Consider the following 24,487-nt stretch of genomic DNA (forward strand, 5'->3'; position numbering starts at 1 on the left):
TTTGTTGAACGTCGAGCGGTGTCCGCTCTCCGAGTGTTCCTCGTGGTGCTGTTCGGGGTCCTGGTCCTCTTCCAGACCCTCTCGCTGCCAGGGCAGTTCGCGCACATGGCGCAGGAGTCGCCGGAGGACGCGTACCTCCGGTGGCCGGCGACGATCGTGACGATCTTCTGGGTGCTCTGCGTCCAGGTGGTGATCGTCGCGACGTGGCAGCTCCTCAGCCTGGTCAAGAACGACCGCATCTTCACCGAAGCGTCGCTGAAGTGGGTGGACGCCATCGTCTGGGCCATCGCCGCCGCGTGGGTGGTGCTGGTGGGCGTCTTCCTCTACGTGGGGTTCAACGCGAACGACCCCGGGCTGCCGCTCCTGCTGTTCCTGCTGACGGTGGGCGTCACCGTGCTGGGGCTGCTCATGGTGGTCATGCGCGCCCTGCTGCGGCAGGCCACCACGCTGCGGACCGACATGGAAGCGGTGATCTGATGCCCATCGTCGTCCGGATCGACGTCGAGCTGGCCAAGCGCAAGATGAGCGTCGGCGAGTTCGCCGAGCGCGTCGGGCTCACCCCGGCGAACGTGGCGGTGCTCAAGAACGGCCGGGCCAAGGCCGTCCGCTTCAGCACCCTCGAAGCGATGTGCCGGGTGCTCGAATGCCAGCCCGGCGACCTGCTCGAATGGATCGAGGAGGAGACCCCGTGAGGTACGTCGTCGCCATCGCGGCCGTCGCCCTCGGCGTCGCCGCCGTCGTGTACGGAGGGGCCGACGACTCGCCGGGCCTCCAGCTCATCGGCGCACTGCTCGTCGTGGGCGCGATCGCCTTCGCCGTACGGGCCGCCCGACGCGGCAGGTGACCGGCTTCCGACCATCCTGGTAATAACGATCATGTAACGGGCGCGAACCTTTCCCCGTAGGTGACCTGTCTTGAAGGTCGTCGGCCCGCCAGGGCCAGGGGAGGCGTCGGATGAAGCTGGTGTGGAGGCGGGCCCGCGAGGCGCGGGGACTGCTGGTTGCCGCGGTGCTCGCCGCCTTGGTCGCCGTTGCGTTGGTCACCGGCCTGTCGGACTACAACCGACGCGCGGTGGACGCCGGACAGCGCGCGTTGGTCGCCGCGTCACCGGTCGAGGAACGCGGCCTGTTGATCACCGGCTCCGGTGGCCGCGACGCCGCCGAGTTCGCCAAGCGCGACGGGGCGGCGCGGGCACAGTTCGCCGACGGGCTCGCCGGGGTTCCGGTCGCCGTCTCCGCCGCGCGGTACGGCACCGGCCGGGAACTGACCGGCGATCTCGGCTCGGTGCCGCGCAGCGGCGACGATCCGATCTTCGCCAACCTGGCCAGCCTCGACGGCCTCACCACGCACGCCGAACTGACGAACGGAGCGTGGCCCCGCCCCGGCGCGACGCCGGCCCAGGTGAGCCTGCCGGAGCGGGTCGCCACGACACTCGGCCTGACCGTCGGCGAACGGATCCCGCTGCGGGACCGTGCCACCGAGAAGGCCAGCACCCTGGTGCTCGCGGGCACCTGGCGTCCCCGTGACCCGGGTGAGGCGTACTGGCTGCTGGCACCCGGTGTGGGTACGGGCAGCGTCGGCTCGGCGACCTCGTACGGACCGTTCGCGCTGGACCCGGCCGACTTCACGACCCTCTTTCCGGGCTCGGTGACGGCGTCCTGGCTGGCCGAACCGGACCTCGGCGGTGTCGACACCGCCGACCTGCCCGCCGTTCGGGCCGCCGCGAGCGCGGCCGCGGACGCGGTGCCCGAGGCCGCCGAACTGGGCAGCTCGGCGCAGGTCGCGACGAAGATCGACCGGCTGCTGGACCGGATCGCCCGGGCCGACCTGGTGGGTCGCTCCGCGCTGGCCACCCCGCTGCTGCTCATCCTGGTGCTCGGCGGGTACACGCTGGTGCTGGTCGCCGCGCTGCTGCACGAGGACCGTCGTCCGCAGACCGCGCTGCTGCGCGCCCGGGGCGCCGCCCGCGGCCAACTCGCCGGTCTGGCCGCCCGGGAGGCGACCCTGGTGGTGGCGCCGGCCGCCCTGCTCGGGCCGGTGATCGCCGCCGAGGCGCTGCGGTTCGTCCGGCCCGGCGGCGCGGCCGAACTCTCCACCGCCGGCGGTAGCACCACCCTGATCTGGGCCGCGGCCGCCGCGACGGCGGCCGGCTGCCTGGTCGCCATGGTCGCCCCGACACTGCGGGGCGCCGGCACGTACGTCGCCGACATGGCCGCCCGGTCCCGGCCGAACCGGTCGGCGAGCATCCAGCGCGCGAGCGTCGACCTGGTGCTCGTCGCGCTTGCCGTGCTCGCCTGGGTGCAGCTCCGCCGGTACGCCTCACCGCTCGCCGGCTCGAACGGCCGACTCGGCCTGGACCCGCTCCTGGTCGCCGCCCCGACCCTCGGCGTGCTGGCCGGCGCCGTGCTGGCACTGCGGGTGCTCCCGCCGCTCACCCGGTTCGCCGAACGGTTCGTCGACCGGCGACCGTGGACCGCCACCATGCTGGGCATGTGGCAGGCCGGCCGGCGTCCCCACGCCGGACCGGTGCTGCTGCTCGCCCTCGCCGTCGGCGGCAGCACGCTCGCCTGGTCCCTGGTCAGCACCGGCGAACGCTCCCAGGTCGAGCAGGCCGGCCACACGGTCGGCGCGGACCTGCGGGTGACCGAGCGCGGCGGCGCCGCCCCGGTGACCCGGGCCGGCGAGCTCGCCGCGCTGCCGGGCGTACGCCAGGCGCTGCCGGTGTGGCGCGACGAGGTGCGGGTCGGCCGCAACGACCTGCCCGTCACCGTGATCGGCTTCGACGCGGCCGGCGCGCCGGGCGTCGTCCGGCTCGCCGACCGGCTCAGCGACGAGCCGATGTCGACGCAGTACCAGCGGATGACCGCCGCCCGGGGCGCACCCGCCGGCCTCGACCTGCCCGCCGGCACCCGCGCGATCACCGGTACGGCTCGCACCCCCGTGGACGGGGCCTTCCGCACGATTCACGTCGCCGTGTCGCTGCTGGTCACCAGCAGCGACGGGTCGGCCTTCCGGCTGCCGGCGGTCGACGCCACCAGCGACGGACGGCCCACGTCGTTCACCGTGCGGCTGCCCGACGTGGGGGACGCGCGACTGCGGCTGGCCGGCTTCGAGGCCGACGGCGGGGCGGCGGCCGGGAACGCGTACCGGCTCCAGGTGGACGGGCTGACCCTCGTCGGCGCGGACGGCGCCAAGCGGCCCGCCGAGCTGACCGGGGGTTGGACCACCACGGCCGGCGGTAAGCCGGCCAACCCGGCGCAGTCCGACAGGCAGGGTGTCAACGCCAGCTTCCCGGTGGACGTCATCCCCGGCGGACAGTTCGCCTACCAACCGCCCACCCGGTTCGCCATCGTGCCCGCCGGGCAGATCGCTCCCGTACCGGTCCTGATGACGCCCGGGGTACGCGACGCGATGAGCCTGCACACCGGCGACACCTTCGACCTGCCCCTCGCCGGTGCGTCCGTGCCGGCCCGGCTGATCGGTGAGCTGGAGTCGGTACCGACCACCTCGGGCGAGGGCGTACTGCTCGACCTGCCCGCTGCGGTCGAGGCGCTGGTCCGCGGTGGAACCGTCCGGAGCACACCCGAGTGGTGGATCGGCGCCGACGACCCGGCGGCCGCCACCCGCTCCGCCGGTGAACTGACCGGCGTCACGGTCCTCGACCGGCGGGCCGAGATCGAGGCCGCCGCCGACGACCCGTACTGGCGGGGTTCCCGCACCGGGATGCTCGCCGCCGCGCTCGGCACGGTGCTGCTCGCCCTGGTCGGCCTCATGGTCGACGTGTGGGCCACCGCCCGGCGTCGGCTGAGTGAGTTCGCCGTGCTGAACACCCTCGGCGCGACGCCCCGGCTGCTGGCCCGGGCACTGCTGGCCGAGCAGACCTTCCTGGCCGGCATCGGCGTCGGCGTCGGGCTGCTGCTCGGCGCCGCGGTCGGGGCCACCATGGCTCCGCTGGTCATCCTCACCCCGGCCGCCGGCCGGCCGGTGCCCCCGGCGGCGTTCGCGCTGCCCTGGGTGCCCATCGGCCTGACCGCGGTCGGCCTGCTGCTGGCGGCGCTCGCCTTCAGCGCGTTCATCGCCACCGGCATCCGTCAGCGGGTGGCGGCGGTGCAGCTGCGAATCGGGGGAGAACGATGAGCGTCGGCGCGGCCGCCCGCCGGGTCCGGGCGTACGGCGGGCAGTTCCTGCTTCTGGCGGTGCTGACCCTGGTGGTCACGCTGCTGGTCAGCGGGGTGCCCCGACTGGTCAACCGGACCGCCGAAGAGGGCCTGCGGGCGCAGCTCAACAGCGAGTCGGCTGACCGTCGGGATCTCAACTACGCCACGGGGGAGGTCGACACAGCCGCCGCGCCGGTCATGCCCGGAGCCCGCAAGCAGTTCGACACCCTGGTCGATCAGATGCCACCGCAGGTACGCTCCGCGATCACCGACCGCTGGTTCAGCGTGGACACCGTCCCCAACCGGGTGGTCGGCCCCGATCTCAAGGCCCGCAACCTGCTGGTGAACCTCGGTCTGCGCGCCATGCCCGGCATCCAGGAGGAGAGCACCCTCGTCGAGGGCGCGTGGCCGAACGAAACCTTCGTCACCGGCCGCCCCATCGAGGTGGCCCTCGACGCGGACGTGGCGCGCAAGCTGAACCTGCGCGTCGGTAGCCGGCTGAGCCTCGGTCGGCCCGACGACGCCACCATCAAGCCGGCACCCATGCTGGTGGTCGGGCTGTTCCGACCCGTCGACCGCGCGGACGGCGCCTGGGGCGGGCTGCCGCAGGTGCTCCAGGTCGTCGAACCGGAGGGCGACGGCGAACCCCTCATCGCCGTCGGCGTGGTCGCTCCGGTGGTCCTCGACAAGGGGGCAGCGAGTGGCTGGCTGGTCCGGACACAGTGGCGTTACCGGCTCGGCGTGGACCGGATCGACGCGCGCCAGCTCGACCAGACGATCGAGGGCCTGCAACAGGTGCAGCGCACCGTGCCGCCCGGTCTCACGTTGACCCAGGCGGTCGACATCCCGCTGCGCGCGTTCGCCGCCCAGGTGAACTCCGCCCGGACCCTGCTCGCGGTGGTCGGCGCGGGACTCCTGGCCACCCTCGCCGGGCTCATCCTGCTCGCGGCGGCCCTGTCCATCCGTCGACGCCGCTCGGAGTTCGCGCTGATCCGCGCCCGGGGTGGCGCGGCCACCGCCGGCGCGCGCCGCAGCTTCGCCGAGTCACTGCTGGTGGTGCCGGTCGCGGCGGCGCTGGGCTGGTGGCTGGGCACCCTGTTCCCCGGTACGCCCGATGCGACCGCGCCCTACGCCGCCGCGGCGACCCTGCTGGTCACCCTGGCCCTGCCGCTGGCCACGTTGACCGTGCGGGGCGTCGGCGCGGCCCGACGGGACCTGGTCCGGGTGCGTCCGTCGACCCGCCGGCTGACCGTCGAGGTCTTCCTGCTGCTGCTGGCCGGGCTTGCCGCCGTGCTGCTGCGCCGGCGCGGGCTCACCCTCGGCGAGGTCGACCCGCTGCTCGTGTCGGTGCCGGTGCTGCTCGCGGTCGCCGCGGCGGTGCTCGCGCTGCGCGCGTACCCCTGGCCCTTGTTGCTGGTCAGTCGGTTCGCCGCGCGGACCCGCGGCAGCGTTACCTTCCTCGGCACCGCGCGGGCCGGCCGCTCGACGGTCGCCGCGCCGCTGGTCGTCGTGGTGCTGGCGATCGGCACGGCGGCCTTCTGCGCGGTCGTCGCCGCCGGCGTCGACGCGAGCCGGGGCCGGGCCGCCGAGCGGGTCGTTCCCGCCGACGCGTTGATCCGGGGCGAACGATTCGCCCCGGACACGGTCGACGCGCTGAACGGTCTGCCGGGCGTCCGGGCCGCCACGCCGGTGCTGATCGAACGGGACCAGCGGCTGGCGACCGACGAGGTCGGCACCGATGCGCGGATCGGCCAGACCATGGTGCTGCTGGTCGACGGTCCCGGTCTGGCCCGGGTGACGAACGAGTCCGGGGTGGACGTGACGGTGCCGGACGCGCTGCGCACGGCCCAGGCCGTCCCGGGGGCGCTGCCCGCGATCGTGTCACCGGCCGTCGCCGCCGACCTGGCGCGGGCGGACCTGCGGGATTCGGCCTTCGTATCGGTGCAGGGCCAGCGGTACGAGTTCCGGGTGGCCGGCGCGCAGGACAGCTTCCCCGTGCTGCCGGCGGACACCGACCGGTTCGTCATCCTGCCCTGGCAGGCGCTGCCGCCACGGGCCACCACACCGGCGCCGACCAGCCTGCTCGTCGCCGGCGATCAGCTCGACGCGGAGGCGCTGCGGCAGGCCGGTGACCAGGGTCAACTGCGCTTCCAGCAGCAGGGGGCGGTCACCGGCCGGGAACGGCCGTTGGGGGTCACCGTCGACACCCGAGCGGGCGTACGGCACCAGCTCGGTGACGGCGGCGCGAACGGCGTGCTGGCCTTCGGATTCGTGGGCGGCGCCGTCGGCGGCACCGTGCTCGGCCTGCTGGCCATCGCGTTCACCGTGCTGGCCGGCGCGCGGGCCCGGGGGCAGGTGCTGTCCCGGCTCCGCACCCTCGGCCTGTCCCGCCGGCAGTGGCGTGGACTGCTGCTGGTCGAGCTGACCCCGCTGGTCGGGATGTCGGTGCTGACCGGAGCGCTGGTCGGCGCGGTGCTCCCGCTGGTGCTCAACCCGGTGCTCGGCCTCACGGCGTTCACCGGCGGCGTGCCGGTCCGGGTGGCGTTCGAACCCGGGCTGGTCGTCGCGGTGGTCGCGCTCGGCGCGGTCGCCCTCGGCTTCGCGGTCGTCGTCGAGGCCTTGAACAACCGCCGGCTGCGCCTCGGTGAGGTGCTCCGGCTCGGAGAGGAGAGCTGAGATGACCGCTACCGCCCAGAGTGCCCCCGGGCCCGACCTGGCTTCCCTGCAGCAGCGGGCCGCGCAACGCGCCGCCGAGCGGGCCGGTGGGCAGGACCGCCTGCGGGGACACATCGTCTGTGACGGCCTGGTGCGCATCTTCAAGACCGAAGGGGTGGAGGTGGTCGCCCTCCAGGGGCTCGACCTGGTCATCGACCGTGGTGAGCTGGTGGCGATCGTCGGTGCGTCCGGCTCGGGCAAGTCGACCCTGCTCAACATCCTCTCCGGCCTGGACACGCCGACCGCCGGCATCGCCCGGGTGGCCGACTACGACCTGCTCTCGCTCTCGGCGAAGCGCCGGCTGAGCTACCGGCGGCAGCTGGTCGGGTTCGTCTGGCAGCAGACCGGCCGTAACCTGCTGCCGTACCTCAGCGCGGTGGAGAACGTCGAACTGCCGATGCAGTTGGCCGGCAAGCGCTCCGGGCGGGCCCGCCGGGAACGGGCACGGGAACTGCTCGACCTGGTCGGCGTCGGCTACGGCGCGGACCGGCGGCCGGGTCAGCTCAGCGGCGGCGAGCAGCAGCGGGTCGCGGTGGCGGTGGCGGTGGCCAACGATCCGGAGGTGCTCTTCGCCGACGAGCCGACCGGTGAGCTGGACGAGGCCACCGGCGCCGAGGTCTTCGAGGCGCTGCGCACCATCAACGCCGAGCTGGGCGTGACCATCGTGGTCGTCACCCACGACCACGCCGTCGCCACGCAGGTCCGCCGGACCGTCGCGATCCGCGACGGTCGAACCGCTTCCGAGGTACGCCGTACCGCGCGGGTCGGCGCCGACGGCAATACCGAACTGGTCAGCGAGGAGTACGCGGTGCTGGACCGCAACGGCCGGATGCAACTGCCGGCCGCGTTCGTCGACGCGCTGTCGCTGAAGGAGCGGGTCCGGCTCGATCTGGAGCCCGACCATGTGCAGGTACGGCCCGGTGACCGGGTCTCGGAGGAGCGGGAGGCACGGGCGTGAACCAGCAGGACATGGCGGTCGCGGGAGCGGCATCGACGGTTGGTGGGCCGGGTGCGCCGCCCGTCCAGGTGGTCCGGGTCAGCGGGGTGAGCCGTACCTTCGGCCGTGGTGAGCACGCCGTGCAGGCGGTGCGGGACGTCTCGTTCACCGCCGACCGCGGTGAGCTGGTCGCCATCCGGGGTCGCTCCGGGGCCGGCAAGACCACGCTGCTGAACCTGGTTGGCGGGCTGGACCGGCCGGACAGCGGCCAGGTCGTGGTGGCCGGGCACGACGTCAGCTCGGCCGGGGAGGCCGAGCTGCTGCGGCTGCGCCGCGGCACGGTGGGGTTCGTCTTCCAGACCTTCGGGCTGGTGCCGATCCTCTCCGCCGCCGAGAACGTGGGCGTGCCGTTGCGGTTGGCGCAGGTCCCGGCAGCCGAGCGCGAGGAGCGCGTCGCGGTGCTGCTGGAGCTGGTCGGTCTGGGCGGGCACGCGGCCCAGCGTCCGTACGAGCTCTCCGGCGGCCAGCAGCAGCGGGTCGCCGTGGCCCGCGCGCTCGCCAATGAACCCGACCTGCTCATCGCCGACGAACCCACCGGTCAGCTCGACTCCGAGACGGGCCGGTCCATCATGGACCTGCTTCGCGCGGTGGTGCACGCCCGGGGCATGACGGCCCTGGTCGCCACGCACGACCCGGCTCTGATCGACCTCGCCGACCGGGTCCTCGTCCTGCGCGACGGCCGCCTGGTCGACGGCTGACCAGCGCCCGCCGCCCGCGCTGGCCGGTGGCCTGTGTGGGCGGCGGCCTGTGGTTGGTGGGCAGCCAAGGGCCGGTGGCTCGCGGACGGCCGCCTGTGAGCGGGGCCGTCAACTCGGTCACGGAGGACTACCAAGTCTGTTCGCTTCCTGTCGAGCTGCCCCAGATGCGGGGCGCGCTCGGTGGGGGCCGGTGCCGTCCGGGGGTTGGGTCAGCGGGTGCTGTGCCAGTGGGTGCTGTGCCGGTGGGTGCCGTTGTGAGCGGTTGGTGTGGGCGGGCCTCGCGCCCGGCCGATGGCGTGGTTCGCCGTGCCCCAGATCTGGGGCAGCTCGACAGGGCGTCGACGATGCGGTCGGTGGCCCGGCGGGCCGCGCCGGGCGTGCAGTGGCAACCTGGGACCCGAGCCGCCGGTCACCCGTCAGGGGCCGCCACCCTGCCGGCGCTACCGACGGGCCGGCAGGGCGGCGGGCGGCCCGGCGTCTCGGGCAGGTAAGAGCGGAAGCCCGGTCAGAGCGGGAGCTTCATGCCCTCGTGGCTGGCCTTGAAGCCGAGGTTCAGGTAGAAGCGGTGCGCGTCGGCGCGCGACTTGTCGGTGGTGAGCTGGACCAGGGCGCAGCCCCGCTGCCGGGCCTGGTCGATCGCCCAGACCATCAGCTCCCGGCCGAGGCCCTGGCCGCGTCGGTCGGAGCGTACCCGGACCGACTCGATCAGCGAGCGCTCGGCGCCGTGCCGACCCAGCCCCGGGATGTAGGTGATCTGGAGGCAGCCGACCAGCTCGCCGTCCTGCTCGGCGACGATCAGGAAGTTCCGCGAATCGGCGCTGATGTCGGCGAACGCCCGTTCGTAGGCCTCGTCGACCTGGGTGAAGTCACGGGCCTTGCCCAGGACGTCGTCGGCGAGCAGGGCGATGACGGCGGGCAGGTCCGCCCGGACCGCCTCCCGGAAGATCATGTCACTCATGCCGGTCAGCCTGGCACAACGTCACTTGGCCGGGCAGCGTAGCCCTTGCGCGGGCACGGTGAGGTCAAGCAGGTACGCGTCGACGGCCCGGGTGATGCAGGAGGTCTGCGGGTACGCGGTATGCCCCTCGCCCTCCCAGGTGAGCACCCGGCCCACCCCCAGCATCGAGGCGAGACGGCCGGTCTGCTCGTACGGAGTCGCCGGGTCGCCGGTCGTGCCGACCACCACGATGGGCGGCGCGCCGTTGGCCCGACCGGTCGGGTACGGGTCCCGGCCGCCCGGCCACTCGACGCAGCTGAGCATGCCGACGGCGAGCGCCGGGCCGAACAGCGGGTATTTCGTGCGCCACTGCGACTGCAACTGGCGGATCTGCTCCCGGCTCGGCTTCTCGGTCTCGTCGGCGCAGTTGATGGCGAGGTTGGCGTCGAAGAGGTTCGAGTAGTGCCCGTCGCTCTCCCGTCCGGCGTACGAGTCGGCGAGCCGGAACACGTCCTTCGGGTCGCCCTCGGCCAGCCGGTCGATGGCGCGCGCCAACTCCTGCCAGCCCGATTCGGTGTAGAGAGACGAGATCACCGCGTAGAAGACCCAGCCCGCGGTGGCCTCCCGTCCGTCGTCGCCCCGCACCGGGGAGACCTTCGCCTTGTCGATGGCCGAGGTCACGGCGGCGCGGGCGTCCGGAGCGATCGGGCAGCGCGCGGCGTTGGCGGTGCACCAGCGGGTGAAGTTGTCGAACGCGCGCTCGAAGCCGCGGGCCTGGCTCTCCGAGCCGGCGACCAGTCGCTGCTGCGGGTCGACCGCGCCGTCGAGCACCAGCGCGCGTACCCGCTGCGGGTAGAGCTGGGCGTAGATGGCGCCGAGCAGCGTGCCGTAGGAGTAACCCAGGTAGGTCAGCTTGTCGTCGCCGACGGCGGCGCGGACCGCGTCCATGTCCCGGGCGGCCTGCTCACTGCCGTACAGCGGCAACTGGTCTCCGTAACGGTCCCCGCAACCCCGCCCGATTCGCTGGCTCAACCCGGCGAACCCGTCGAACGACGCCTGGCTCTGCGGATCCGGGTCGTAGCCGAAGCTCGCGTCCAGGTCGGCGTCGGAGATGCACTTGACCGGACTGGACCGGGAGACACCGCGCGGGTCGAAGCCGACGATGTCGAAGCGCTCGGTGACCGAGGTGGGCAGTCCGCCGAACTGGGTGCCGAACGAGAGGTAGACGGCGGTGTCCACACCGGAGCCGCCCGGACCGCCGGGGTTGACCACCAGCGAGCCGATGCGGTCGTGTTGCCGGGTGGACCGGGCCCGCAGCAGCGCGATCTCGAAGGTCTGGCCGACGCCCGGCCCGGTGGTCGCCCCGCTGCCGGTGCCCCAGTCGCGGGGCACGGCGATCCGCGCGCACTCGTAGCGCATGTCCGGTGCGCCCCGCCCCACCAGATCCTCGGCCACCTCGGGACAGGGCCGCCAGGTGGCCGACGAGCCGGCCGGGGCCGCCTCCCCCTGCACCTCGGTGCGCGGCGCGAACGCCGGCAGTGTGCAGCCGGCGGTGAGCAGGGCGGCCACGGCGAACGCGACGAGGCGGTGACGGACCCGGCGACCGGGTGCCATCCGAGGGTGGTCGGCGGTGCGGCTCACGTGATCCTCCGGTCTCGGGTCGACGGTCAGGCTACGCCGGACCGCTGGCGGCCCGATCCAGGGTGACCGTCGGGTCGCCGCGCAGCACCTGGTCCACGTCGAAACGGATCGGACGGTCGAGCTGGTCGTAGCGGCAGGAGCGGGGATCGCGGTCGGGTCGCCACCGGACGAACTGGGCGGTGTGCCGGAAGCGGTCACCCTCCATCGCGTCGTAACCCACCTCGACGACCAGCTCCGGGCGCAGCGGCTCCCACTCCAGGTTCTTCGTGCCGGTCCACCGGCTCACCCCGCCCGGAATGCGCTGACCGCGTTCGTGGTCGCCGTGCACCCACGGGTGCTCGCCGCCGGTGTCCCGGTAGGGAGCCAGCTCCTCCAGCAGTTCGGCGCGGCGGGCCATGCTGAACGACGCGCTCACCCCGACGTGGTGCAGGACGCCCGCGTCGTCGTACAGGCCGAGCAGCAGCGAGCCCACCACCGGACCGGACTTGTGCCAGCGGAAGCCCGCCACCACCGCGTCCGCGGTACGGGCGTGCTTGACCTTGAACATCAACCGCTTGCCCGGCTCGTACGGCAGGTCGGCCGGCTTGACGATCAGGCCGTCCAGTCCCGCGCCCTCGAAGACGTCGAACCACCGACGTGCGGTCTCCGGGTCGGTGGTGACCTGGGTGACGTGCACCGGTGGGCGCACGTCGGCCAGCGCCTCGACCAGGCGTTCCCGGCGGCGCGGGTACGGCTGGTCGAGCAGCGCCTCGTCACCGAGGGCCAGCAGGTCGAAGGCGACGAAATCGGCGGGCGTGGTCTCGGCCAGCAGCTTCACCCGCGACGCCGCCGGGTGGATGCGCTGGGCCAGCAGCTCGAAGTCCAGCCGTGGCTGGCCGGACGGCCCGTCCCGCCGGATCACGATCAGCTCGCCGTCGACCGCGCACCGCTCGGGCAGCTGCCGGCGGGCCTGCTCGACCACCTCGGGGAAGTAGCGGGTCATCGACTTGCCGCCCCGGCTGGCCAGCTCGACCTCGTCGCCGTCCCGGAACACGATGCACCGGAACCCGTCCCATTTGGGCTCGTACGTCACACCGGGTGTGGTGGGCAGCTTGGCGACGCTCTTGGCCAGCATCGGCTCGACCGGAGGGTTGATCGGCAGGTCCACGGCGACCAGTCAATCAGACCGCACCGACAGTCGTGAGGCAGATCACCGCCGGTGCGGTGGCGGCGTGTCCGCCCGTGCGCCCCTCGTCCCGCCCGGGCGAATCAAATAACCGCAGGTCAGAGCTAGTTTCGCGGGATGGCCGAGTGGGTCTGTAACTGCTGCGGGCGGTGGCGGGTGAGCGTCGAGCTGATCCGGGGTCGCTACCGCTACCGGCTCACCCGTCGATATCCGCAACGGTTCGGTGGCGGCCGGGACGTGCTCGGCGAGGTCGCCACGGTGCCCGAGCTGGAAGAGCTGCTGCGTCGGCGTACCCCGTTGAGCCTGGCCGACCTGCGCGAAGCCGCCTGATACGACGCGGCCGGCGGATCCACGGCCCGATCGATGATCGGACCGGCCGGTGGATGCCGCAGTCACCCTCCGCAGGGCAGCGTCGTCGGCAGCAGGTGGCGGCGCCGGACGGCGCCGCCGGGGAAGGGGACGCGATGCGGTTCGAAGCGGACACGGAGATCGACGCGGACGCCGAGCGGGTCTGGGCGGTGCTTGTCGACGTCCAGCGGTGGCCGGAGTGGACGGCCTCGGTGACCCGGGCCGAGCGGGGTGAGCCGGGGCCCCTGGCGGTCGGCGCGACCGCCCGCCTGACCCAGCCGAAGCTGCGCCCGGCGGTGTGGCGGGTCGTCGAGCTGACCGAGGGGCGGGAATTCACCTGGGTCTCCGACGTCCCGGGCGTGCGCACCCGCGGCGAGCACCGGGTGCTGCCGTTGCCCGACGGACGTACCCGGGTCGAGGTGGCCGTCGACCAGTCCGGACCGCTCGCCGGACTGATCGGCCGGCTGTACGGCGGCCTGCTGCGCCGCTACGTCAGGCTGGAGGCCGACGGGCTCAGGCGTCGCTGCGAGCCGTGACGGCCGGTTTCTCCAGCACCGCCAACGGCGTGCCGTTCGGATCCGGGCGGTGTGCCACGATCCGGTAGCCGTGCCGTTGGTACAGCGTGAGGTTGCGGGCGCTGTCCGCCCCGGTGAAGAGGGTGAAGCGGGCGGCACGGCCGGCGCAGGCCTCCTCGATCGCGGCGAGCAACCGTGCCCCGACACCGTGGCCCTGCCGGTCGGGAGCGACCGACAGGCGCCCGACGTGCGCGGTGTCGCCGACCAGGTGGGCACGCACCGAGCCGATCAGCCGGTGCCCCGCCCGGGCGACGAGCACGATGGTCGGGCCGGCCAGCACGGCCGCGACCTCGTCCAGGGTCTCGGTCAGCGGTGGCAGGAACGGCTCGCCGTAGTGCTGCGCCTCGCTCAGGTACGCGGCACGCTGCACGGTGAGGATCTCGCCGGCGTCCGCGACGCCGGCGGGGACGATTGTCGCCTCGACGCTCATCGGGGCAGCACACCACAGCCGCCGTCGACACCGACCGGCGGCCCGGCCGCTGCCCGGCGGCCGGGAAGCTGTTTCAGAACCGGGCGAACGAGCGGATCGGGGCGCGCGGCCCGTACTTCGGTGCCTGGATGCCGGCGGCCTCCAGCAGCAGACACACCCGACCCCGGTGCCCTCGGAACGGCTCCAGCAGGGTCAGCATCCGCGCGTCGTCTCCCCGGGGCTCACCGGCCAGCGCCCAGGCCACCGTGTTCGGGATGTGGAAGTCGCCGACGCTCACCGCGTCCGGGTCGCCGTAGGCGATCCGGACCACCTCGGCGGCGGTCCACGGGCCGATGCCCGCGATGGCGGTCAGCCGGCGGGTCGCCTCGGTCGCGTCGACGCACCGCTCCAGCCGGTCGGCGAGCGCGGCGGCCCGGCGCAGCGTGTCGGCCCGGCGCTGCTCCACGCCGAACGGGTGGAACACCCAGTACGGGGTGGCGGCCACCGCGGCCGCGTCGGGCGGCAGCAGCAGCGGCTGTAGCGGGCCGGGCGCCGGCTCGCGGAAGTGCCGCACGGTGGCCGCGTACGCCCGGTACGCCTCCTTGCCGGTGACCTTCTGCTCGAAGACCGCCCGCAGCAGTCGGGGGAAGACCTGCCCGGTGGTGGGCATGCGCAGCCCCCGGTGCTCCCGGGCCAGCCGGGCGACCAGCGGGTGCGCCGCCGCCAGCTCGGCGAAGCCGGTCAGGTCGTCGTGCAGCCCGGCGATCCGGTCGGCGCGCTCCACCACGTGTTCGGCGCCCGGGCCGTACCCCTCCGCGAGCAGGTCACCGCCCGCCGGCCGCAGCGCGAGGGTGGCCGGACCGTGCGGGGTGCGGGTCGCCCACCAGAAGGTGCCGGCGGCGAAGCGCGCGCACGGGTCGTACGGGCTGAAGGTCAGCGCGCGGACCGACGCGGCCAGCCGGTAGCCGACCGGCGGGTGCAGCACCCGGGTCGCGGCGGGTTCGGTCTCGGTCACCCTGCCACTCTGCCAGGTCACGCGACGGTGCCGGGCGCCGCCGTCGGCCGGAATGCTCCGGGTACGGCGGTGGCCGGTCGCGCCCTCTGCGGCTGCGACCGGCCACCGTGCCGTGGCGGTGTCGGGATCAGTAGGAGTAGCCCGAGCCGCCCGCGTCGCTGGACCCGCTGTCGGCCGGCGGCGCGACGGCCTTCGGCGTCGAGGTGGGCAGGCAGGTCAGGTTCTTCTTGCCGTTCTGGTCGACCACGAACCAGGTGCCGCCGACGGCCTGACCCTTCCACTGGCCGGGCTTCTTGTCGCCGATGTACCGGTAGACCGGCCAGCCGCCGATGGTGAGCTGACGGGTGCCGTCCTGGCGGGTGACGCTGCCGACCTTGTCGTCGGAGAGGCCGGTGAGCTGGGGGTTGCCGTCGGTCAGCGCCGGCGGCCACACCTGCGCGCACTTGTCGACGCAGTTCGACGCGGGCGGGTCGGCGGTGTCCTTGTCGAAGCGGTACAGGACCCAACCGTCCTGGTCCGTGACGACGTTGCCCATCCGGGCGATCTTCTTGCCGATCAACTGCTCGGTCAGGTCGACGTCCGCGGGCGGCGGCGCGTCGGCGACCGGCGCCTCCGCGGATGCCGACGCCTCGGGCTCCGCCGACGCGGTGGGCTCGGCCGCGGCGACGGCGACCGGCTCGGCCGCGCTCGAGTTCGCCCCGTCGTAACCCGCGGGAGCGCAGGCCGTTAGTGCGACCATCGCGCTCGCGACGATGACGGTCCGCTTCATCTGTGCCACGTGCCCTCCTCATTCTTGGCAGTTCACCCATAGGTACGGCGGGCGGGCTGTCAAGGTTGAAGAAGTAACAGTGGTCAATTTCACGAGTTTTGATTGAACCGAACCGGGCGATCATCCGTACCGCCCGACACGGACGCTCAGGCAGAAAAACGAATCGACGCCGGCCATTTGGCAATGACCGGCGTCGACGATGGTACGCGACCCTACATGGGCACCGTGACCAGCGGACTCGCCACCCCGTTACGGTCGACCGACTGCACCTGGAGCTGCTTGATGTCACTCGTCAACGCGGACGTCGACGCGCTCAGTTCGAGACCCTGCGGGCGGCTGTTCGTCCCGTAGCCACCGTCCGGCACCGACCAGGTCGAAATCACCTCCGTGGTGGAGTTCTTGCGTACCACCACCAGTCGGCAGGTACGCGGGCCGGGCAGTTTCCGCAGACTGAAGTTGATGCGGGTGCCGTACTCCCGCTCGATGAGGAACATGGTCGTCTGGACGCCGGTCGTCGGATCGGTGGCGTCGACCTGGTCGCCCTCCTCCTCGGTGCCGCCGACACCCGGGCCGCTCGGCGGCGCGGTCGGCGCGCTCGTCGGCGGGTCGTTGACGCCGGCGGTCGCCGTCGGCTCCGCGAGAGTCCCCGGCGCCTCGTTGCCGGCCACGCTCACGAAGCCGTAACCCGTCAACCCGCCGAAGACCACCACCGCCGCGGCGGTCGCGAGCATCTGACGAAACCTGGTCCGCCGCCGGTCGGCCCGGACCGCGACCAATGTCCGGTCCAGCAGCGCCGGATCGGTGGCGGTCTGCTCCAGGGCCATCATCGTCTCGCCGTCGATGCCGGAGAGCAGGCCCACCACCGGCACCATCGTCTCCAACTCGGCCGCGCACGCCCAGCACGCGGCGAGATGCTCCTCGAACCGCTCGGTGTCCTGCTCGTCGAGCACGCCGAGCGCGTACGCGGCGACGTCCATATGGTCTGGCCGGCTCATTCTGTCACCCCCCGCTCCTGCAGAGCCGTGCGCAACGCGCGCAGCGCGTAGTAGACCCGCGACTTGGCGGTGCCCAACGGAAGCCCCAACTCCTCGGCCGCCTCCGGCACCGTCCGCCCCCGGAAGTACGTCGAGATCAGGATCTCCCGGTGCGACTGACTCAGCGTACGCAGCGCGTCCGCCACCGTCATCGTGCGCAGCACCCGGTCGGTGCTGTCCGCCTCGGCGAACGCGGTCAGGTCCCGGTCGTACGTCTCCGGCGGCCGGGCCTCCTGGCTGCGGTGCTCGTCGATGGCGATCCGACGCGCCACGGTGACCAGCCAGGGCCGCAGCGAACCCTGCCCCTGCGCACCGAGGCGGTGCGCGTTGCGCCAGGCCCGCAGCAGCGTCTCCTGGACGATGTCCTCCGCGCGCTGCCGGTCCCCCCCGGTGAGCCGCATGACGAACATCAGCAACGGGCCGGCGTGCTCGGCGTAGAGCAGCCGGATCAACTGGTCGGAGTGGCTGGCCTCGGTTGTCGTCGCCTGGTGGCGCCCGGGCGCCGGTCGGGGCGTCACCGGACCATTTTGGCGAGACGTGGCGCGGGCGTCGACCCCCCGGGCAGACGAGGTTGACCTCGACGACGAGCGCGCGGACAACCAGTCTGCGCGAACCGCGTCGCCATGCCAACCGGCCGCCACCGCATGCATGCAGACCTCCGGGATGTCCGTGACCAACGCCGCCCCCACAAGGCGGGCCGCCCGGTGGTACGCAGCGGCGCGCCGAGCGGATCAACGAACCCCGAAAAAATTTCCGGCGACCCGCCTGCGGTCCCCTGTGGCCGGTCAGCGACGGACGGAGAACAGCCCCGGCGGTGGCGGATCCGAGCCGGTGGCATCCGCGTCGCGTACCACCGCGGCACCGCCGGCGAAGCGGTCCAACTCGTCACCGGCCACCACCCGGCCGGGAAACCAGTCGCCGGCCGCCCGCCGGGTCAGCGCGGGCACCGGGGGAGTGGTCCGCCCGGCGACCAGCACCAGATTGCCGTACCGGCGACCGCGCAGCACCCCCGCATCGCCGACCAGGCACGCCTGGGGGAGCACCGAACGCACCGTGGCGACCTGGCTGCGCGCGTACCGCAGTGGCGGGCCGTCGGCCAGGTTCGCCAGCATCCAGCCGGCCGGCCGGAGCACCCGGGCCACCTCGGCGGCGTACTCCACCGACGTCAGGTGCGCCGGGGTGCGGGCGCCGGCGAAGACGTCGGCGACCACCACGTCGTAGCTGGCGTCCCGCGTCGAGGCCAGCACGGCCCGGGCGTCCTGCACGCGGACCCGCAGCCGGGCGTCCGCCGGCCAGGGCAGCACCCGACGCACCAGCTCCACCAGGGCGCCGTCCACCTCGGACACCCGCTGGGTCGAGCCGGGCCGGGTCGCCGACACGTACCGGGGCAGGGTCAGCGCACCGCCGCCCAGGTGCAGCACCCGCAGCGGCTCGCCCGGGGGCGCGACCAGGTCCAGCGCGGCGGCCAGCCGTCGGACGTACTCGAACTCCAGGTGCGTGGGGTCGCTCAGGTCGACGTGCGACTGCGGAGCGCCGTCCAGCAGCAACGTCCACGAGCCGGGCCGGTCCGGGGACGGCACCAGCTCGGCCAGACCGGTGTCCACCTGCTCGACCACCCGGTCACCCGCTCGTTTGCGCCCCACTGCGACCCGCCCGCTCAGCGACCGACGCGCGCCGCGGCGGTCAACGCGCGGTGCAGCAGCCGGGAGTCGCCGAGCAGCGCGCGCAGGCGGCGCTCCAGACCGGCGATCGGGATGAGGTTCTGTGGCGCCCGTGGGTCCTTGTACGGCGTCGAGGCGAACCGGGGCAACGTGACCAGTGACAGGTCGGCCAGGTCGATCGCCGCCTCCACGGGCAGTTCGGTGGAGCACTCCACCCGGACGATGCCGGCCCACGGCGCGCCCACGGCCACCGGCAGCCGCAAATACCACGACCAGCCACCCCAGGGCGTGCCCAACCGGAACACCGGTGACCGCTCGCCCGGCGCCAGGCCGGTCACCACCGCCGTCAGCCGGGCGTCCAGGTACTGGCTGTGCTGGGTCTTGATGTAGCCGAGCGTGCGCGGCAGATGGTGGCGACTGCGCAGTGGACCGTCCACCACCAACAGGTCACCGTCGACCCGGGCGGCGTCGGACACCGCCACCTCCAACGCGGTCAACGGGCCCTGCACCGCGGCCGGCAGCTTCGCCAACTCGCCGGTGCCACCCACCCGGTGCACCGGATACCGGATCGCGCCGGCCACCACGTCCCGCGCCGACGGGCTCGCCGTGAACAGACCCCGGCCCACCTGCGTGCCGGCCAACTGTGCCGCCCCCCGACCCAGGTCGCAGCGGACCACCCCGGCCGCGTACGACGCCGCCAGCCCCGGGAACGACCCGCCGTCCTCCTCCGCCGTCCAGATGCTCGCGTCGACCCGGCGGACCCCGTCGACCAGGAGCACCACGTCCGGCGCCCGAACGTCGGCGCGTACGCCGATCGCCCGCCAGTCGACGGCCGGCAACTCCACGTCGACCTCGACCTGCGTGCTGCTCGGCGTGGCCGGGCCGGTGGCGGACGCCTCGAAGGACGCCCCGTACGACGGGTCCCACGCGTCGACGAAGAACGCCGCGTCGCTCACCGGCCGGTCCGTTCGACGCGCGCCGAGCGGGCGTCCTTGCGTACCTCGAAACGGACCGGGATCCGCTCGGCCAGCGCCGCGACGTGCGTGACCACGCCGACCATCCGGTCACCCCGGGCGGCCAGGTTCTCCAAAGTGGCGGCCACGGTGTCCAGGGTGGCCGCGTCCAGCGTGCCGAAGCCCTCGTCCAGGACGATCGACTCCAGGCTCGCCGCGGTGGTCGACATGCCGGCCAGCTGCTCGGAGAGCGCCAACGCCAACGCCAGCGACGCCTGGAACGTCTCCCCACCGGAGAGGGTCCGTACGCCCCGGCGCAGCCCCGCGTCGTGGTGGTCGACGACGAAGAACTCGCCCTTGTCGTGCACCAGCTCGTACTGACCCGAGGACAGCTCCCGCAGGATCCCGGACGCGCCGTCGACCAGCAGGTCCAACGCCTCCGCCAGCAGCCACCGCTCGAAGTTGTTGGCCCGCAGGTGCCCCGCGAGCGCCCGCGCCACCTGCGCCTCGCGCTCGTGCCCGGCCCGCTGCTCGCGCAACGCGCCGGCCTGCTCGCGGCGCTCGGCCAGCCGACGTCGGTCGGCCTCGGCCCGCTCGACGGCCACCGTCGCGGCGTGCACCGGATCGTCGCCGACCGGCACGTCGGCCGCCGCGAAGATGTCCGCGATCCGCCGCTGCACCGCGTCCGTCGCCGCCTCGGCCTCGGCGACCACCGCCGCCCGGCCGGCCCGGTCGGCCCGACGGCGCTCCGCCTCGGCCGTCGCCCAGTCGGTCAGCGCCGCCCACGAGGCCGCCACGTCGTCCCGGTCGGCGGCCGGCGGACCGAACCGGGCCAGCCCGTCGCGGGCGCTGTCGAAGCCCTGCCAGGTCGCCCGCAACCGCTCCTGCGCGGCGTCCACACCCGCGCGGGCCTGGCGGGCGCTGTCCCGGCCCGCCCGCACGGCGGCTGCCGCCTCGTCCAGGGCGTGTCGCAGCCGGGCGTGCTCGGCCACCTCACGGCGCAGTACCGCCGGTTCGGCCGCGCCCGCGAGCTGACCGGCCACCTCGGCCAGCCGGGCGTCCACCTGCTCCTGGCGGGCCCGGGCCTGCACCAGCAGCCGCTCCAGCTCCCGTGCCGCGGCGTCGCGCTGCTGCACCACCGCCTGGGCCGCCTTCGTGGCGGCCCGCGCCGCCTTGCCAGCCGCCGTCGCGGCGGCCACCGCCGAATCCGCCGGGACCGCCGGAACCCGGGCCACCGGCTGCTCGCAGACCGGGCAGGACTCGCCCGGATGCAGGTGCGCCCGCAGACCGACCGCCAGGTCGGTGGCCTTCGCCTCCTCGTGCGCCCGGAAGGCCGCCTCCAACTCGGCGTCCGCCCGTTCGGCGTCCGCGCGGGCGGCGGCCAGCGCCGCCACCGCCGCCGCGTGCTCCTCGTCCGCCGCGCGCACCGCCGCGCGGACCGTCTCGGCCTCGCCGGTCAGCCGGTCCCGATCGTCGTACGCCCGCAGTTGCAGCCGCAGCGCGCTCTCGTCACCGGCGCCGGCCAGCTCACCGCGCAGCTTCTCCTCGCGCTCCTCGGCCAGCGACACCGCCGAGGCGGCCGCGTCGGCCTCGGCCCGCGCCGCGGCCACCGCGCGCGCCACCTCGGCCACCCCGCGCGGGGCACGAACCCCGGACAGCACGCCCAACTCGTCGTCGAGCGCGGTCAGGGCGGCCGACGCCTCCCGCGCGCGCTCCCGGGCCGCCGCCAACTCGGGCATGGCCCCGGTCACCGCGCCGGCCAATTCGACCATCCGGTCGACCAGGGCGTCGGCCTCGGCCAGCGCCTCGTCGTCCACCCCGGTCAGGCCGGCGAGCACCTGGTCGACCGCGTCCAGCTTGGCTTCCGCCTGTGCCGCCCGGGCCGTGGCCCTCTTCTGGACGTCCTCGTAGACACCGAGACCCAGCAGGTTGACCAGGATCTGCTGCCGGGTGGCCGGCTTGGCGTGCAGGAAATCGGCGAACTGCCCCTGCGGCAGCACCACGCAGCTGGTGAACTGCTCGTACGGCAGCCCGACCGCATCGAGGACCGCCTGCTCCATCTCGGCGGGCGTGCCGGCGATCACCTCGCCCAGGTCGTCCGGGCTCAACCCGGTGTCGAGCTTGGTCACGTCGAAGCCGGCCGGCATCACCTGCAACCCGGCGTTCGCGGTCTTGACGTTGCCCCGGCCGTCCCGGCGCACCACCCGGGTCGCCACGTAGCGGGCACCCGCGGACTCGAAGACCAGCCGGACCCGGGCCTCGGTCGCCGACGGCGCGAGGGCGTTGGCCAACCCCCGCGCGCCACCCCAGCGGGGCACCGTGCCGTAGAGGGCGAAACAGATGGCGTCCAGCACGGTGGACTTGCCCGAGCCGGTGGGCCCGATCAGCGCGAAGAAGTCGGCGTCGGTGAAGTCGACGGTCGTCTCGTCCCGAAAGACCGTGAACCCGGCCATGTCCAGCCGCATCGGTCGCATCAGGAATCGACCTCCTCGAAGAGCTCGTCGAAGAGCTCCCGCACGCCCTCGTCGTCGTGGCCCCGGCTGTCCAGGTAGTCACCGAACAACTCCCGGGGAGAACGCCCGGACCGCTGCGCGATCCTCGTGCCGCTGCCCGGCGCCGCCAGCAGCTCCGGGTCGATCCGGATCTCCAACGCCCGGGGCAGCAGCTCCTGGACCTCCTCGCGCAGGCCCGCGCGGGGCTGCTCCCGGACGAACACCCGCAGCCAGGCGTCCGGCGTCTCGATCTCGGCGAGCTGCGCGAGGGTGCCGCGGACCGTCCGCAGCGCGCTCGCCGCGGTCACCGGCACCTCCCGCACCCGCGCGGCCGTGCTGGCGGTCACCTCGACGATCGTCACCGACGGCACGTTCTCCTGCTCGCCGAAGTCGACGGCGAGCGGACTGCCGCTGTACCGCACCGGGCAGGGGCCCTCGACGCGCTGCGCCCGGTGCAGGTGGCCCAGCGCCACGTAATGCGCCGTCGCCGGGAAGACGGTGGCCGGCACCGCGTAGCCGAGCACCGTGTGCGCGTCCCGCTCGCCGCCGCCCGCCGCCGCGCCGGTCACCGTCAGGTGGGCGGTGACCAGGTGCACCCGGTCCGGCTCGGTGAAGCCCTCGGTGAGCCGGCCCAGCACCCGACCCAGGTGGTCGGCGTACGTCTGGTTGGCCTCGGCGGCGGTCAGCTCGTACATCTCCAGCGCGCGGATGGCGTACCGCTGGGACAGGAACGGCAGCGCGGCGAGCTGCCACCGCTCCCCACCGGCCGTGGTGCCGTCGATGACGTGCTCGGCCGGATTCTCGCGTACCCCGCCGCGCAGCGTGATGCCCGCGGCCTCGGCCCACGGGCGCAGCGCGTCCAGCGCGGGCCCGTTGTCGTGGTTGCCGCCGATCGCGACCACGTCCGCGCCGGTACGACGCAGCGCGGTCAGCGCCCGGGTGACCAGCCGGGTCGCCTCCGAGGTCGGCGCGGCCGTGTCGTAGAGGTCACCGGCGACGATCACCAGATCCGGCTGTTCGGCGCGGGCGATGTCGATCACCCCGGCCAGTACGGCCTTGTGCTCCTCGGCCCGGGACTGCCCCTTGAGCACCTTGCCGACGTGCCAGTCCGAGGTGTGCAGGATCTTCACAGTTGCACCGGCCCCTGCCTAGAACGGGATGTCGTCGTCGCTGCCGCCGCCGGAGCCCACCACGGCGAACGGATCGGCGGACTGGGTGATCGAGCGCAGCGTCTCCGAGGGGGCGCGGCCCGCCTCGGAGACCCGGGTGGCCCACGCCGGGAACGGGAACTCCAGGCAGAGCGGCACCGGGATGTCCGGCTGGTTGACGAACATGGTGCCCGGCTTGGCGAGCAGCGCCCGCTGACGCTGGGCCGGTGGCAGGAAGCCGTACTCCGGGCGGGACGCCTCGGCCGGGTCGAGCCGACCGACCACCCGGATCGCCGAGTTGGTGACGATGCGGCGCTCCACCTCGCTCGCGGTCTGCTGGGCGCCGATCAGGATGACCCCGAGCGAGCGACCGCGCTCGGCGATGTCGAGCAGCACCTCCTTGATGGGCGAGGAGCCCTCCCGGGGCGCGTACTTGTTGAGCTCGTCGAGGACGACGAAGAGCAACGGCTTGGCGGTGCCGGCCTTCTCCTTGCGCTCGAACTCGCTCTTGAGCGTCACACCCACCACGAACCGCTGCGCCCGGTCGGGAAGGTTGTGCAGGTCGACGACGGTCACCTGGGCCGACTCGCTGGTGTTGATCGAGTGCGGACGGCGGACCGCCAGGTCGCCCCGGATCAGCCGGGCCAGGTCCTTCTTGCTGCCGATCAGCCGGCGGGCGAACGCGTTGACGGTGCCCAGGCCGACCGCGCTGCCGGCCCAGTCGGAGCGGGTCTCGTCGTCGTTGAGCGCATCGACGATGTGGTCGACCAGGTCGCCGTAGGAGCCGAGCCGGACCCCGTCGATGCTCACCCCACCGTCGGCGGGCTGGGCGTACCGGGCCAGGTGCGCCGCGACCGAATGCACCACCATCGTGTACTGCTGGCGCTCGTCGTCGGCGTCGGCGAAGACGTACGGCAGCAGGCGGTCGGAACAGAACTCGCTCAGCGTCCAGTAGAAGGCGTCCACGCCGGTCAACCGGCTGCTCACGTCCGGCGTGCCGGCCGCGTCGCCGACCCGGGGCGGGGCGTACACCCGCACATCGGGGAACGCGCCGGCGCTCAGGCCCAGCTTGGCGTACGCCGCCCGGGTCGCATCGTCGAGGCGGGTGTTGGGGTGGTCGAGGAAGAGCAGGTCCTCGCCCTTGACGTTGAAGATGAGCGCCTTGCCGTTGACCGCGTCGCCGCCCAGGACGCCGGAGCGGAACACCGAGTAGAGCAGGAAGGTGGCGAAGCTCGTCTTGGTGGCCACCCCGGAGATGCCGGAGATGGAGACGTGCGCGCCCCGGCTGCCGTCGAGGAAGTCGGCGTTCAGGTAGACCGGCACACCGTCGCGGCCCATCCCCATCGGGATACGCCGTTCCATCCGGTCGAAGTGCAGCGCGCGGGCCCGCGCGTCACCCTCGGCCCGGTGCACCACGGCCCCCGGGGTCGGCGGCACGTACAGCTCTGGGTCGACCCGGGTGGTGGTGACCTCGGCCGCCTCCTGCACCTGGGCGGGCAGCGTGCCGTCGGCGATGGCGAAGACGTCCGAGTCGAACTGGGCGCCCTCGTGCCGGGCCCGGACCTGGGTGACCACCCCGGCGATCGTGACCGGCTCTCGGTCGGGCAGCTCACGACGGGTGACCACCACGTCGTCGAGCTGGAGGTAACTGCCGGGGGCCACGGCCGTCCAGAACTGCAACGGCGTGGCGTCGGCGGTGCCCAGCACCCGGCCGACCAGCTCGCCCGGGCCGTCGAGGTCGGCGTCGGTCATCGGGCGACTCCGGTCGGTCGG

22 protein-coding genes are annotated in these 24,487 nt (G+C 73.8%); 9 read left to right on the forward strand and 13 right to left on the reverse strand.

The features are described from left to right. Positions 1-18: 18 nt before the first annotated feature. The 7 genes from AC3EN4_RS12100 (at position 19) to AC3EN4_RS12130 (ending at position 8,567) form a co-directional block, all read left to right on the forward strand. Positions 19-477: a DUF2975 domain-containing protein gene (locus AC3EN4_RS12100; RefSeq protein ID WP_435206006.1), complete on the forward strand. Its 459-nt coding sequence runs from the start codon at positions 19-21 to the stop codon at positions 475-477. After that, positions 477-692, forward strand: a complete 216-nt coding sequence (locus tag AC3EN4_RS12105; RefSeq protein ID WP_151490317.1) for a helix-turn-helix domain-containing protein — start codon at positions 477-479, stop codon at positions 690-692. The genes AC3EN4_RS12100 and AC3EN4_RS12105 overlap by 1 nt, the downstream gene beginning before the upstream one ends. Beyond that, positions 689-844, forward strand: a complete 156-nt coding sequence (locus AC3EN4_RS12110) for a hypothetical protein (protein WP_435206007.1) — start codon at positions 689-691, stop codon at positions 842-844. Before AC3EN4_RS12105 ends, AC3EN4_RS12110 begins: the two co-directional genes overlap by 4 nt. A gap of 110 nt (positions 845-954) precedes the next feature. Then, positions 955-4,137 carry an FtsX-like permease family protein gene (locus tag AC3EN4_RS12115; protein WP_435206009.1) on the forward strand — a complete coding sequence of 1,061 codons (3,183 nt, stop codon included), beginning with the start codon at positions 955-957 and terminating at the stop codon, positions 4,135-4,137. Then, positions 4,134-6,833, forward strand: a complete 2,700-nt coding sequence (locus AC3EN4_RS12120; protein WP_435206010.1) for an FtsX-like permease family protein — start codon at positions 4,134-4,136, stop codon at positions 6,831-6,833. Before AC3EN4_RS12115 ends, AC3EN4_RS12120 begins: the two co-directional genes overlap by 4 nt. A gap of 1 nt (position 6,834) precedes the next feature. Continuing rightward, a complete protein-coding gene (locus tag AC3EN4_RS12125) occupies positions 6,835-7,830 on the forward strand; it encodes an ABC transporter ATP-binding protein (protein ID WP_422738997.1) in 996 nt (331 codons plus the stop codon). An 11-nt stretch (positions 7,831-7,841) separates the two neighbouring features. Then, positions 7,842-8,567, forward strand: a complete 726-nt coding sequence (locus AC3EN4_RS12130; protein ID WP_435206040.1) for an ABC transporter ATP-binding protein — start codon at positions 7,842-7,844, stop codon at positions 8,565-8,567. Between the two features lie 505 nt (positions 8,568-9,072). On the opposite strand, the gene AC3EN4_RS12135 is transcribed toward AC3EN4_RS12130, so the two are convergent. From AC3EN4_RS12135 to AC3EN4_RS12145, 3 genes are read right to left on the reverse strand one after another with little or no spacing between them, the layout of a single operon-like run. Continuing rightward, positions 9,073-9,525: a GNAT family N-acetyltransferase gene (locus AC3EN4_RS12135; RefSeq protein WP_435206012.1), complete on the reverse strand. Its 453-nt coding sequence runs from the start codon at positions 9,523-9,525 to the stop codon at positions 9,073-9,075. A gap of 21 nt (positions 9,526-9,546) precedes the next feature. After that, the gene (locus AC3EN4_RS12140; protein WP_435206041.1) at positions 9,547-11,118 is read right to left on the reverse strand and encodes an alpha/beta hydrolase; all 1,572 of its coding nucleotides are present in this window, start codon (positions 11,116-11,118) and stop codon (positions 9,547-9,549) included. Between the two features lie 58 nt (positions 11,119-11,176). Further along, a complete protein-coding gene (locus tag AC3EN4_RS12145) occupies positions 11,177-12,292 on the reverse strand; it encodes an ATP-dependent DNA ligase (RefSeq protein ID WP_435206013.1) in 1,116 nt (371 codons plus the stop codon). 135 nt (positions 12,293-12,427) lie between these two features. On the opposite strand from AC3EN4_RS12145, the gene AC3EN4_RS12150 reads away from it, so the two are divergent. Further along, positions 12,428-12,640, forward strand: a complete 213-nt coding sequence (locus AC3EN4_RS12150) for a hypothetical protein (RefSeq protein WP_435206015.1) — start codon at positions 12,428-12,430, stop codon at positions 12,638-12,640. A 134-nt stretch (positions 12,641-12,774) separates the two neighbouring features. Next, the gene (locus AC3EN4_RS12155; protein ID WP_435206016.1) at positions 12,775-13,194 is read left to right on the forward strand and encodes an SRPBCC family protein; all 420 of its coding nucleotides are present in this window, start codon (positions 12,775-12,777) and stop codon (positions 13,192-13,194) included. Here the strand turns inward: AC3EN4_RS12155 and AC3EN4_RS12160 are convergent. The 10 genes from AC3EN4_RS12160 to AC3EN4_RS12205 all read right to left on the reverse strand — a co-directional run bounded on the left by AC3EN4_RS12160 (position 13,172) and on the right by AC3EN4_RS12205 (position 24,466). After that, positions 13,172-13,663: a GNAT family N-acetyltransferase gene (locus AC3EN4_RS12160; RefSeq protein ID WP_422739004.1), complete on the reverse strand. Its 492-nt coding sequence runs from the start codon at positions 13,661-13,663 to the stop codon at positions 13,172-13,174. The genes AC3EN4_RS12155 and AC3EN4_RS12160 overlap by 23 nt on opposite strands. Positions 13,664-13,736: 73 nt before the next feature. Then, positions 13,737-14,657, reverse strand: coding sequence for a DNA-3-methyladenine glycosylase family protein (locus tag AC3EN4_RS12165; protein WP_435206017.1), 921 nt, complete (start codon positions 14,655-14,657; stop codon positions 13,737-13,739). Between the two features lie 127 nt (positions 14,658-14,784). Continuing rightward, entirely contained in the window at positions 14,785-15,435 is a 651-nt protein-coding gene (locus tag AC3EN4_RS12170; protein ID WP_354863145.1) for a COG4315 family predicted lipoprotein, read from the reverse strand. Positions 15,436-15,638: 203 nt separating this feature from the next. Next, entirely contained in the window at positions 15,639-16,421 is a 783-nt protein-coding gene (locus AC3EN4_RS12175) for an anti-sigma factor family protein (RefSeq protein ID WP_422739006.1), read from the reverse strand. Further along, positions 16,418-17,110: a sigma-70 family RNA polymerase sigma factor gene (locus AC3EN4_RS12180; RefSeq protein ID WP_422739007.1), complete on the reverse strand. Its 693-nt coding sequence runs from the start codon at positions 17,108-17,110 to the stop codon at positions 16,418-16,420. The genes AC3EN4_RS12175 and AC3EN4_RS12180 overlap by 4 nt, the downstream gene beginning before the upstream one ends. A 135-nt stretch (positions 17,111-17,245) precedes the next feature. Then, a complete protein-coding gene (locus AC3EN4_RS12185) occupies positions 17,246-18,103 on the reverse strand; it encodes a spermidine synthase (protein ID WP_435206018.1) in 858 nt (285 codons plus the stop codon). Positions 18,104-18,117: 14 nt separating this feature from the next. Beyond that, positions 18,118-19,077 (reverse strand): hypothetical protein, encoded by a 960-nt coding sequence (locus AC3EN4_RS12190; RefSeq protein WP_435206019.1) that lies wholly within the window; start codon positions 19,075-19,077, stop codon positions 18,118-18,120. Further along, positions 19,074-21,548, reverse strand: a complete 2,475-nt coding sequence (locus AC3EN4_RS12195) for an AAA family ATPase (RefSeq protein WP_435206020.1) — start codon at positions 21,546-21,548, stop codon at positions 19,074-19,076. The genes AC3EN4_RS12190 and AC3EN4_RS12195 overlap by 4 nt, the downstream gene beginning before the upstream one ends. Continuing rightward, entirely contained in the window at positions 21,548-22,696 is a 1,149-nt protein-coding gene (locus AC3EN4_RS12200; protein ID WP_422739011.1) for an exonuclease SbcCD subunit D, read from the reverse strand. Before AC3EN4_RS12200 ends, AC3EN4_RS12195 begins: the two co-directional genes overlap by 1 nt. 18 nt (positions 22,697-22,714) lie before the next feature. Next, positions 22,715-24,466 carry an ATP-binding protein gene (locus tag AC3EN4_RS12205; RefSeq protein ID WP_435206021.1) on the reverse strand — a complete coding sequence of 584 codons (1,752 nt, stop codon included), beginning with the start codon at positions 24,464-24,466 and terminating at the stop codon, positions 22,715-22,717. Positions 24,467-24,487 lie beyond the last annotated feature (21 nt).

This window comes from Micromonospora sp. bgisy143, assembly GCF_057708145.1.

Coding starts and splice junctions, on each gene's coding strand:
- AC3EN4_RS12105 (WP_151490317.1), top strand. CDS start 477: ATGCCCATCGTCGTCCGGATCGACGTCGAGCTGGCCAAGCGCAAGATG.
- AC3EN4_RS12115 (WP_435206009.1), top strand. CDS start 955: ATGAAGCTGGTGTGGAGGCGGGCCCGCGAGGCGCGGGGACTGCTGGTT.
- AC3EN4_RS12120 (WP_435206010.1), top strand. CDS start 4,134: ATGAGCGTCGGCGCGGCCGCCCGCCGGGTCCGGGCGTACGGCGGGCAG.
- AC3EN4_RS12125 (WP_422738997.1), top strand. CDS start 6,835: ATGACCGCTACCGCCCAGAGTGCCCCCGGGCCCGACCTGGCTTCCCTG.
- AC3EN4_RS12130 (WP_435206040.1), top strand. CDS start 7,842: ATGGCGGTCGCGGGAGCGGCATCGACGGTTGGTGGGCCGGGTGCGCCG.
- AC3EN4_RS12135 (WP_435206012.1), bottom strand. CDS start 9,525: ATGAGTGACATGATCTTCCGGGAGGCGGTCCGGGCGGACCTGCCCGCC.
- AC3EN4_RS12140 (WP_435206041.1), bottom strand. CDS start 11,118: ATGGCACCCGGTCGCCGGGTCCGTCACCGCCTCGTCGCGTTCGCCGTG.
- AC3EN4_RS12150 (WP_435206015.1), top strand. CDS start 12,428: ATGGCCGAGTGGGTCTGTAACTGCTGCGGGCGGTGGCGGGTGAGCGTC.
- AC3EN4_RS12155 (WP_435206016.1), top strand. CDS start 12,775: ATGCGGTTCGAAGCGGACACGGAGATCGACGCGGACGCCGAGCGGGTC.
- AC3EN4_RS12160 (WP_422739004.1), bottom strand. CDS start 13,663: ATGAGCGTCGAGGCGACAATCGTCCCCGCCGGCGTCGCGGACGCCGGC.
- AC3EN4_RS12175 (WP_422739006.1), bottom strand. CDS start 16,421: ATGAGCCGGCCAGACCATATGGACGTCGCCGCGTACGCGCTCGGCGTG.
- AC3EN4_RS12180 (WP_422739007.1), bottom strand. CDS start 17,110: ATGCATGCGGTGGCGGCCGGTTGGCATGGCGACGCGGTTCGCGCAGAC.
- AC3EN4_RS12195 (WP_435206020.1), bottom strand. CDS start 21,548: ATGCGACCGATGCGGCTGGACATGGCCGGGTTCACGGTCTTTCGGGAC.
- AC3EN4_RS12205 (WP_435206021.1), bottom strand. CDS start 24,466: ATGACCGACGCCGACCTCGACGGCCCGGGCGAGCTGGTCGGCCGGGTG.